The sequence below is a fragment of the Mesorhizobium sp. M4A.F.Ca.ET.090.04.2.1 genome (assembly GCF_003999085.1).
Taxonomy (GTDB): domain Bacteria; phylum Pseudomonadota; class Alphaproteobacteria; order Rhizobiales; family Rhizobiaceae; genus Mesorhizobium.
This window is the reverse complement of the sequence record NZ_RZOT01000717.1, coordinates 1-2,319: the sequence shown is the minus strand read 5'-3', so window position 1 is coordinate 2,319 and position 2,319 is coordinate 1. Positions and strand designations below refer to the sequence as shown.

Here is a 2,319-nt window from a genome sequence, read left to right as displayed (position 1 = left end):
GCCCGAGACCGTAGCTCCGCTGCCGCCCGCGCCGCCGCCGCTGCCGACCCAGGCTGAGGGCCATCGCGACGCCGTTGTCTGGCTGGCGGTCTCGCAAGACGGGCGCGAGATCATGAGCGCCAGCACCGACCGCATGATCAAGCTCTGGGACATCGACGGCAAGCGGCTGATCCGCAATCTGGGTGAGCACAAGGACATGGCGCGCACGGCGCTGTTCATGCCCGACGGCAAAAGCGCGCTGACCGCCAGCGACGACGGCGAGATCGTGCTGCGGAAGCTTGCCGACGGCGCTGTGCTGCACGTCTTTTCCGCGGGCCAGAACGGCGGTGCCAGGAACCTGGCGATCAGCTCCGACGGCAGGCTGGCCGTCAGCGGCCACGACACCGGTGCCGTCATCGTCTGGAATCTCGAAAAGGGTGGTGTGCTGCATGTACTGCCCGGCCATGACTGGTCGGTGAGCGCGGTCGCCGTCTCGCCCGACGGCACGAAAGCCCTGTCGGGCAGCATCGATGGCGAGCTGAAACTCTGGGACATTGTTTCGGGCAAGCAACTGCGCAGCTGGCACGGGCACGAGCAGGGCGCCTATGGCGCCGTCTTCACCGCTGACGGGCACCATGCGGTGACCGGCAGCGGCGACTACACGATCAAGCTCTGGGACCTCGACAGCTTCAGGGAAGTGCGCCGCTTCGAAGGCCATTCCGGCACCGTCTATGAAATCGCGCTGTCCCCCGACGGCAAGCGGCTTGCATCGGTCTCGCTCGACGGCACGGCGCGCATCTGGAACATGGACACCGGCGACCAGATCGCCGAGTTCGACCCCGGCACCGGCCCGATCTACGCGGTCGCCTTCGCCGCCGACGGCACGCTGCTCACCGGCGGCTACGACCGCACCATCCGCGACTGGCCGGCGGCCGGCGGCGAGGGGGTGGTGCTGTTCGCGGGCGCGCCGGAGTGATCGCTTCGCAGCTCGGCGCCTAGGCACCCCCTCTGGTGTGACGGAACGCGACCTGCATATGTATGCCTGCTATGCAGCAATGAACATGACGAGCCGCAATTCACCATGCCCGACCTCCACCTCGTCGAAGCCTCGATCGCCGACCTGCGCCGCGCGCTGGAGGACGGCACCGTCACCAGCGTCGAACTGGTCGGCGCTTACTTGCGGCGTATCGCGCGCTACGACCGCCACGGCATCGCGCTCAACGCCGTACCGGTGCTCAACCCCGACCTGTTCGCGGACGCGGCGGCTTCCGACCGACGGCGGCGTGAGGGCAAAACACTCGGGCCGCTCGACGGCATCTCCTACACCGCCAAGGACAGCTACAAGGTGAGGGGCCTGACGGTCGCCGCCGGCTCGCCCGCCTTCGAACAACTCGTCGCCAATGAAGACGCCTTCACCATAGCGCGCCTGCGCGCGGCGGGCGCGGTGCTGGTCGGTCTCACCAACATGCCGCCGATGGCCAATGGCGGCATGCAGCGCGGCGTCTATGGCCGCGCCGAGAGCCCTTACAATGCGGATTATCTGACCGCTGCTTTCGGCTCCGGTTCCTCCAATGGCTCGGGCACAGCGACGGCCGCCAGCTTCGCCGCTTTCGGCCTCGGCGAGGAAACCTGGTCGTCCGGCCGCGCGCCGGCCTCCAACAACGCGCTGGTCGCCTACACGCCCTCGCGCGGCATTATTTCGGTGCGCGGCAACTGGCCATTGGTGCCGACCATGGACGTGGTGGTGCCGCATACGCGCTCCGTCGCCGACATGCTGGAACTGCTCGACGTGATCGTCGCCGACGATGCCGAAACGCGCGGCGACCTCTGGCGCATGCAGCCCTGGGTGCCGATCCCGAAAGCCTCGGCGCTGAGGCCGGCGAGCTACGCCGGGTTGGCACTGGCGGGTGCGCTCGAGGGCAAGCGGCTCGGCGTGCCCAGAATGTATGTCGGCCGCGACGCGCAAGCAGCAAAGCCGATCGAGACGCGCGCCTCGGTGCTCGACCTCTGGCGGCAGGCCGCGGCCGACCTCGAAGCACTCGGCGCCGAGGTGGTCGAGGTCGACTTCCCCGTCGTCTCCAACTATGAGCGCGACCGTCCCGGCGCGAAGGCCATGGTTGAGCGCGGGCTGGTGCCTGAGGATTTCCCCGCCCGCGAGATCTGGGACCTTTGCATCTGGTCCTGGGACGATTTTTTGCGCGCCAACGCCGATCCGGCGATTCCCGATCTCGCCTCGGTCGACGGCGCAAAAATCTTCCCGCAGCCGCCGGGCGCGCTGCCCGACCGCTATGGCGACGACGGCTTCGACCTCGCCGAATATGTCGAGCGGGCGAAGCAGGG

Annotated in this window: 2 protein-coding genes; both read left to right on the top strand. The window is 68.3% G+C overall.

What is annotated here, in order from left to right; translation table 11 throughout:
- Nucleotides 1-955 (top strand): WD40 repeat domain-containing protein (locus EN781_RS30895; protein ID WP_145965727.1); only part of this gene is annotated, 955 nt, incomplete at its 5' end.
- A gap of 105 nt (nucleotides 956-1,060) precedes the next feature.
- On the top strand, nucleotides 1,061-2,319 hold a 1,259-nt coding region (locus EN781_RS30890), incomplete at its 3' end, for an amidase (protein ID WP_127400650.1).